Consider the following 6,076-nt stretch of genomic DNA (forward strand, 5'->3'; position numbering starts at 1 on the left):
TATACCTGGAAGGCGGCAGGCCGCGCTTCGCCTATGGGACGATGGGAGGCGACGGGCAGCCCCAGACGCAGGCCGCGCTGCTCACGCGCCGCCTCGACCGGGGGCTCGGCCCCCAGGCGTGCGTGGAGGCGCCGCGCTGGCTCTACGGGCGGACGTGGGGCGCGCCCTCGCGCTTCCTCAATCTCGAAGGCAGGTACGGCGCCGATCTGGCGCGCGATCTCGCGGCCCGCGGCCACGACATCAAGATGGGCGGCGACTGGGACGATCTCTTCGGCCACGCGCAGTGCATATGGCTCGACCCGGATGGCGGCCTCGCCGGCGGCTCGGACCCGCGCGCCGACGGCGCCGCGCTCGGATTCTGACGGAGGGCACCTCATGGACCGACTGCGGACCTCGCTCTGCGATCTCCTCAAGATCGAGTATCCGATTCTTCAGTCCGGCATGGGCTCGGTCGCCGGCCCGGAGCTCGTCGCCGAGGTCTCGCGAGCCGGCGGGCTCGGCATCCTGGCGGGGCTCAGGCTCTCCGCCGCGGAGCTCCGCAAGGGCATCCGGCGCGTGCGTGAGCTGACCGACCACCCCTTTGGCGTCAACCTCTGGCTTCACACGCAGATCCGTCCCCCGGTCGATCCGGCCGCCCTGTCCGAAGAATCGGTCCGCCGCGTTCAGGGGGCGCTCAACACGTTCCGCGCTCAGCTGGGCATCCCGACCACGACGGGGCGTCCGGGCCCCGTGCCCGACGTGATCGACGAGGCCTTCGAGGTCATCCTCGAGGAGCGGGTGCCGGTGTGGAGCATCGGGCTCGGCAACCCGGGACGCGAGATGGTCGCCCGCTGCCGCGAGCGGGGCGTCAAGGTCATCGCCATGGTGGCGACGGTGGACGACGCCCGCGCCGTGGCGGCCTCGGGCGTGGACGCGGTCGTCGCGCAGGGCAGCGAGGCGGGCGGCCACCGCTCGACCTGGGTCAAGCCCGCCTCGCGGGAAGCGGCCCAGGTGGGCGCCATGGCGCTCATTCCCCAGATCGTGGACGCCGTGGATCTCCCCGTCATCGCCGCGGGCGGCATCGCCGACGGCCGCGGCATCGTCGCGGCGCTCGCGCTGGGAGCGGTCGGCGCGCTGCTCGGGACCCGCTTCGTGGCGACGCGTGACTCGGCGGCCGCCGAGTTCTGGAAAAAAGCGCTCCTCGAACAGGGCAGCGACGCGACCACGGTAACGGACGCCTTCACCGGGCTCTACGCGCGCACGCTCAGGAACGCGTTCACCGATGGGTACGCGGCCTCGGACGCGCCTGTCCTGCCGGCCCTGCTCCAGTTGAACGCGGCGCAAGACATCTTTGCCGCCGCGACCCAGCAGCAGAACCGCGAGTACTCTCCCATGCACGCGGGGCAGAGCGTCGGCATGATCCACGATCTGCCGGGCGCCTCGGAGGTCGTGGAGACCCTGGTGCGCGAGGCGCGTGCGGCCCTGCGGGCGCTGGGCGAACGGGTCCAGCTGGGGTGAGCGCGGCCCGCCGCTCCATGGTCTTCTACGACGGCGGGTGCGGGCTCTGCCACCGCACCGTCCGCTTCGCGATCGCGCGCGACCGGGACGGCTCCCGCTTCCGCTTCGCCGCGCTCGGCAGCGAGGCCTTCCGCCGCCTCGTGCCCGAGGCTGTGCGGGCGGGGCTGCCGGACAGCATCGTGGTCCTCACCGCCGACGGCACGCTCCTCGCGCGGAGCGCGGCCGTGATCCACATCCTGGAGCGAATCGGCTGGCCGTGGCGGCTACTGGGAGGACTCCTCGCGCTGGTGCCGAAGGGGATCCGGGACCTCGGTTACGACGGGATCGCGCGCGTGCGCTACCGGCTCTTCAGAAGACCAACAGATACCTGCCCCGTCACCCCACCCGAGCTGCGGGCGCGATTTGAGGACTGACGCGGGTTAGCTGCCGCTGAGAAGAGCCTTGTACATCTCCTGACCCACTGCCGAGATATCTGTGCGCGTCTCGAGGGGCAGCCCCGCATTGGCCCATGCCCCAAGCCCGCCCTTCAGGATCTTGACGTCCTTGAACCCCAGCTTCCTCAGGTCGCGCGCCATACTGGCGCTCGTGTGCTCGTCCATTCAGGTGCAGTAGGCGACCACCGGGCGCGTCATATCGAGGTCAAGGCTGGTTGCCCCGCCGCTCTTGAGGTCCTCGGGGGAGAGCCTGATCGAGCCATGGATCTTGATAGGATTCTGGTCGTACTGCTTTTGCTGGCGCGTGTCGAGGAGGACCGGCTCCTTGCCGCTCTCGAAAAGCTTGATGACCTCGGAGGGCCCCACGCGGTAGCGGTTCTTCTGCCAGCGGAGGCCGACCTGCGCCCCGTAGCCGCCGGCGGAGAGCAGGGTCACGCCGATGGTGACCCAGAACCACGGGAAGGGCTTGGGCGGCGGGTTCTTCACCTTCTCAGCCGCCTCGCCGAGCATGCGCTTCACATCCACGAGCCCGGGCTGGATCTTGTCCGCGTCCTCGAACTTCCGCTTGGCGCCCTTCCAGTCCTCGGTGAAGAAGTCGTGGAGCCCGGCGAACCACACCTGGTTGAACTTGCCCGGCTGGTTGAGCTTGACCGGCGTGCCGGCGACGAAGTTCTTCACCGTCTGGGCCGGAATGGCGAAGTTGAAGCCCTGGACGATGCTGCCCTCGGCTCCGGGCGCGACCGACACGAAGGTGAGGACGCCGACCAACTCGGCCTTGGCGTTGATGGCGGGCCCGCCCGAGTTGCCCCAGGCGGCTGACGCGTCGGTCTGGATGAACGGACGGTCGGCCTTGTCCTTCTTCAAGCCCGAGACGGCGCCAGTGGTCACCGAGGCGTCGAGGCTGGCGGACTCGTTCAGCAGCTCGTGCGTGAGGACCACCGCAGGGTATCCCAGGATGCGGATCGGATTGCCGATCTGGACCGTCGAGTCGGCCAGCGCCAGCACTGGGTAGTTACCGTCGGGCACCTTGAGGAGCGCGAGGTCACGGCCAGACGGGGCGCCGACCTCCGCGCTGGCAGGCGGAGCGTACTTCCTCACCTCCGCCTTGAGCCGCATGCCGCTCGAGAGCTTGACGGAGACCTGCGGGTTGATCGTCACCTTGACCGTGGGCAGGACCTTGTCGAGCAGGCGACGCTTGAGCCTGTCCTCGTCCTCGGGCTTGTCACCCGGCAGGAGCCCCGCCGACTTGAGTGCGGCTCCCAGGCAGGCCGTCGTCACCGCGCGCTGGGCCATCTGGTTCACGAGCCAGCGCGGCGTCTCGTGGGCGGGTTGGACGACGTGGCCGTTGGTGATGACCCAGCCGGTCGGGTCGATGAACCAACCCGTTCCGGTCTCGCGGAAGGCCGCCGGCTTGACGGTCTCGGAACCGCCGCCACAGTTGAGGGTTACTTCCGCGGAGACCTCGGAGATGATGAGGACCGTGGCGGGCTTGGCGCGGAGGTTGGTTTCCTCGACGGACAGCCCCTGCTGGGCATGGGCGGGGAGCGCCCCGCCCGCCCCGATCAGGAGGCCCAAGGCCAGCGAGAAAGTGAATCGGCGTATCATAGGCGTACCGCTGGCTATTCTATACCAAGAGGGAAGCGCATGAGCCGTCCGAGTGGAGAAACTCCCAGCCGAACGTTCAAAGCGGGCGACGTCATATTCAAGGAAGGCGACGACGCCAAGAGCGAGGCCTTCCTGGTCCACGAGGGCAAGGTCGAGATCAGGAAGAACCTGGGCGGAAAGGACACGCTCCTCCGCGTGCAGGGCAAGGGCGAGCTGCTGGGAGAGCTGGCGCTGTTCAGGAACGCCCCCCGCTCCGCCACGGCCATCGCGGCCGAACCCGTCACGCTCCTGCTCATCCCCGCCAACCGGCTCGAGGCCCTGGTGCGGACCAACCCCGCGCTGGCCATGGCGATCATCAAGGATCTTTCGGGGCGCATGCTGGCCGCGGAAGAGCGGGCGCGCGACGCCGAGAACCGGGCGCGGGAGGCCGAGGGCGGAGAGGGCGGGAAGAGCGGCTAGGCTTTCAGGCGGAACGTGTCGGCCGCCAGGCCGGCGATGTGGCGGCCGATGGCGAGCGACGCCGTAGCCGCCGGCGAGGGCGCGTTGACCACGTGCACGGCGCCCTCAGTGACGCTTATCCGGAAATCGTCCACCAGCGACCCGTCCGGGCTCACGGCCTGGGCGCGCACACCCGCCCCGCCCCGCTCGATGTCATCCTCCCTGATGTCCGGCACCAGTTTCTGGAGGGACCGCACGAAGGCCGCCTTGCTCGCCGAGCGGTAGAGCTCGTAGGCGCCCATCTTCCAGTAGCGCCGCGCCATGCGCCAGAAGCCCGCGTAGCCCAGCATGCCCAGCGTCTCGCCCGGCCGCACCGTGCCCAGCGTGTAGCCCTCGCGGGCGAAGGCCAGCACGGCGTTGGGGCCCGCCTCGACGTCGCCGTGGACGGTGCGCGTGAAGTGGACGCCCAGGAACGGGAACTCCGGATCGGGCACCGGGTAGATCAGGTTCTTCACCAGCGAGCGGCGCTCGGGGCGGAGCATGTAGTACTCGCCCCGGAACGGGATGATGCGCACCTCGGGGCGGATTCCCATGAGACCGGCCACGCAGTCGGAATAGAGCCCCGCGCAGTTGACAAGAAAGCGGGTTTCGACCGGGCCCCGCGCCGTCTCGAGCACGAGCCCCTGCCCCGTGCGCCGGATGGCTGAGACGCCCGCGCCCGTCATGATCTCGACGCCTCGGGTCTTCAGCAGCTCGCCCATCTTCCCGGCGACCTGGACATAGTCCACGATGCCGGTCTCCGGCACGAGAAGCGCGCGCACGGCCCGGCAGTGGGGCTCGTAGCCTTTGATCTCCGCCCCCTCCAGCACCTTGAGCCCGCTGAGCCCGTTGGCCTCGCCGCGCTCGCGGATACTCTGGAGCCTGCCGAGCTCGCCGGGGTCCGTCGCGACGATCAGCTTACCGCAGGGCTCCCAGTGGATGCCGTGCTCGGTGCAGAAGGCCTTCATGAGCCGGGCGCCTTCCACGCAGAGCCGCGCCTTGAGCGAGCCCGGCTTGTAGTAGATGCCGGAGTGGATGACGCCGCTGTTGTGCCCCGTCTGGTGCGCGGCCAGCTTCGGCTCCTTGTCGAGGAGCACGAGGCGCGCGCGCGGGTAGCGGTCCGTCAGGGCGAGCGCGGTGGCGAGGCCGACGATGCCGCCGCCGATGATCGCGATGTCCGAGGCCTGAGTCACGGCCGGCAGGATATCAGCCCGCGACGGGTTTGACCAGACCAGCTCTGTAATTCAAGGCCCCAATTTGACCTCTGATCCCTGCTCTGGCAGGATCGCCGCAAAGTGGGAGGGGCTTATCCGCGCTGTGACAAGGCAGACCCCGGGGGAAGACCCTTGCGCGAGGCGGGTCATGACTGAGAACGAGTTTTATGTTACCTTCTATGAAGCGGCTGACCGGGTCAAGTCGTCGTGTCCCTCCTACTTCGCATTCCGCGTTCACTGCTCAGCAATGGTCGTGCTCTCCGGTCTCGCGAGGTTCCATCAGCCTTCTATTCGCGCTCGTCAAGGGCGAGCGTGTCAGCGCTCGCCGGCGCAGGAGGGGAGTCGAGGGGTGGGGGCGCCATCTACGCGGCGGCCCTGGGACAACGGCCAAGGGAACATTCGCGCTCACCCACCCATCGAACCTCCGAGAGACCAGGATACGCATGCGTGAGTCCAGTCTGCTCACGCGGGGACTGCGTGGACAGGATCGGGATGCGGAGCGGCGCGTGGGGTGAACACGCTCCCATCGCGGAGGAGCGCATAGAGGATGCCGGCCAGGCGGCGGGCGAGCGCGACGACCGCGACGTGCTGGCCACGCCGGACCGCGATCCGGAGGGCCCAGGCGTGCAGGGCGTTGGCCTCGGGCGGGCGGCGCCGGAGGATGGAGACGGCGACTTGAATCAAGAGCCAGCGCATGCGGGCGTCGCCGACTTTGGTGATGTGCCCGCGGTACTGGCTCTCGCCGGAGCTGAATTCCCGCGGGACGAGGCCGAGGTAGGCCTCGACCTGGTGGGCGTGTCGGAAGCGCTGGACGTCGTCAATCGTGGCGACGAAGGCGGCGGCGGTGAC

The 6,076-nt window shown here is 69.3% G+C and carries 8 protein-coding genes; 4 read left to right on the plus strand and 4 right to left on the minus strand.

The window, feature by feature from the left end:
- The 3 genes from VGV06_07795 to VGV06_07805 all read left to right on the plus strand — a co-directional run.
- The coding region (locus VGV06_07795; protein ID HEV2055060.1) for a gamma-glutamyltransferase at positions 1-362 on the plus strand (362 nt) is incomplete at its 5' end.
- A gap of 13 nt (positions 363-375) precedes the next feature.
- Entirely contained in the window at positions 376-1,497 is a 1,122-nt protein-coding gene (locus VGV06_07800; GenBank protein ID HEV2055061.1) for a nitronate monooxygenase, read from the plus strand.
- A complete protein-coding gene (locus VGV06_07805; protein HEV2055062.1) occupies positions 1,494-1,910 on the plus strand; it encodes a DCC1-like thiol-disulfide oxidoreductase family protein in 417 nt (138 codons plus the stop codon). The genes VGV06_07800 and VGV06_07805 overlap by 4 nt, the downstream gene beginning before the upstream one ends.
- Before the next feature lie 6 nt (positions 1,911-1,916).
- Here VGV06_07805 and VGV06_07810 read toward each other — a convergent pair whose 3' ends face one another.
- Positions 1,917-2,072: a rhodanese-like domain-containing protein gene (locus tag VGV06_07810; GenBank protein HEV2055063.1), complete on the minus strand. Its 156-nt coding sequence runs from the start codon at positions 2,070-2,072 to the stop codon at positions 1,917-1,919.
- A 24-nt stretch (positions 2,073-2,096) separates the two neighbouring features.
- Positions 2,097-3,536: a trypsin-like peptidase domain-containing protein gene (locus tag VGV06_07815; GenBank protein HEV2055064.1), complete on the minus strand. Its 1,440-nt coding sequence runs from the start codon at positions 3,534-3,536 to the stop codon at positions 2,097-2,099.
- A 39-nt stretch (positions 3,537-3,575) separates the two neighbouring features.
- Here VGV06_07815 and VGV06_07820 point away from each other — a divergent pair, with 39 nt between their 5' ends.
- Entirely contained in the window at positions 3,576-3,995 is a 420-nt protein-coding gene (locus VGV06_07820; protein ID HEV2055065.1) for a cyclic nucleotide-binding domain-containing protein, read from the plus strand.
- Here the strand turns inward: VGV06_07820 and lhgO are convergent.
- Both lhgO and VGV06_07830 read right to left on the minus strand, forming a co-directional pair.
- The gene (gene lhgO, locus VGV06_07825; GenBank protein HEV2055066.1) at positions 3,992-5,206 is read right to left on the minus strand and encodes an L-2-hydroxyglutarate oxidase; all 1,215 of its coding nucleotides are present in this window, start codon (positions 5,204-5,206) and stop codon (positions 3,992-3,994) included. The genes VGV06_07820 and lhgO overlap by 4 nt on opposite strands.
- 483 nt (positions 5,207-5,689) lie before the next feature.
- Positions 5,690-6,076 (minus strand): transposase (locus VGV06_07830; protein HEV2055067.1); only part of this gene is annotated, 387 nt, incomplete at its 5' end.

The sequence above is a fragment of the Candidatus Methylomirabilota bacterium genome (assembly GCA_035936835.1).
Lineage (GTDB): Bacteria > Methylomirabilota > Methylomirabilia > Rokubacteriales > CSP1-6 > AR37.

Coding starts and splice junctions, on each gene's coding strand:
- VGV06_07820 (HEV2055065.1), top strand. CDS start 3,576: ATGAGCCGTCCGAGTGGAGAAACTCCCAGCCGAACGTTCAAAGCGGGC.
- VGV06_07810 (HEV2055063.1), bottom strand. CDS start 2,072: ATGGCGCGCGACCTGAGGAAGCTGGGGTTCAAGGACGTCAAGATCCTG.
- VGV06_07815 (HEV2055064.1), bottom strand. CDS start 3,536: ATGATACGCCGATTCACTTTCTCGCTGGCCTTGGGCCTCCTGATCGGG.
- VGV06_07800 (HEV2055061.1), top strand. CDS start 376: ATGGACCGACTGCGGACCTCGCTCTGCGATCTCCTCAAGATCGAGTAT.